At 77.3% G+C, this 1,139-nt stretch carries 1 protein-coding gene; it reads right to left on the reverse strand.

Translation table 11 applies throughout. The annotated features are described in order from the left end of the window. Positions 1 to 1,139, reverse strand: a 1,139-nt coding sequence (locus KS423_RS45940; protein WP_263455913.1) for an NB-ARC domain-containing protein, incomplete at both ends; no start/stop codon positions are given.

Raw genomic sequence — 1,139 nt, forward strand, 5'->3', positions numbered from 1 at the left:
GCCGGCCCGAGCGCACCGGCCGCCGGGTCCCCGGGGACGGCGTGCTGGAAGGCGGTGCACGCGGTGGCCAGCAGGTGGTCCAGCATCCGGTCGCGGGCCGCCACGGCCGCGCCGGGATCGTCCGGACGGCGCCGGGCGAACGCGCGCAACAGGTCGTGGAAGCGGTAGCGGCCGGGGAAGGGCGACTCCATCATCGCCACGTCCACCAGGGCCTCCAGCAGGTCCTCGGCGTCGTACTCGTCCAGGTCCAGCAGGGCGGCTGCGGCCTGCAGCCCGAGGTCCGGGCCGTCCACCGAGGCGGCCAGCCGGAACGCCCGGGCCTGGGCGGGCGTCAACTGGCGGTAGCTCAGTTCGAAGGCGGCCGCCACCTCCAGGTCGCCGATGCGCAGCTCGTCGATCCGCCGGCGCTCGACCGCCAGCCGGCGGCCCAGCGTCTGCACCGTCCAGCTCGGCCGGGCGGCCAGCCTGGCCGCCACGATCCGGACCGCGAGCGGGAGGTGGCCGCAGACGAGCAGCAGCTCCCGGGCGGCCTGCGCCTCGGCGGCCAGCCGCTCGGCGCCGATGGTGCGGCCCAGCAGTTCGAGCGCCTCCTCGGGTTCGAAGACGCCGAGGTCGGCCTGGACGGTCGCGGGCAGGCCGGACAGCCGGGTGCGGCTGGTGGTGAGGACGGCGCAGCCGACCGCGCCCGGCAGCAGCGGTCTGATCTGCGCGGTGTCGTGGACGTTGTCGAGCACCAGCAGCAGCCGCCGGCCGTCCACCACCGAGCGGAACAGCGCCGAGCGGGCGTCCAGTCCGTCCGGCACCGCGTCGGCCGGCACGCCGAGCGCGACCAGGAAGCCGCTGAGCACCGCCTCCGGATCGGCCGGGGTGGCGTCGGCGCCCCGCAGGTCGACGTAGAGCTGCCCGTCCGGGTAGGCCTCGCGGACCCGGTGGGCGACGTGCAGGGCCAGCGCGGTCTTGCCGACCCCGCCCATGCCGACCACGGTCGCGATGACCAGCGCCTGCTGGCCCGGCGCGCCGAGGGCCCCGCCCAGCCGCTCCACCAGCACCGTTCTGCCGGTGAAGTCGGCCGCGTCGGGCGGAAGCTGGGCCGGTCTCGGGGTCGGAGCGGCGGCCCCGGCCGGGGCGGTGGCGGGTGC

Source organism: Streptomyces sp. LS1784 (assembly GCF_020103755.1).
In the GTDB taxonomy this organism is placed as follows: Bacteria; Actinomycetota; Actinomycetes; order Streptomycetales; family Streptomycetaceae; genus Kitasatospora.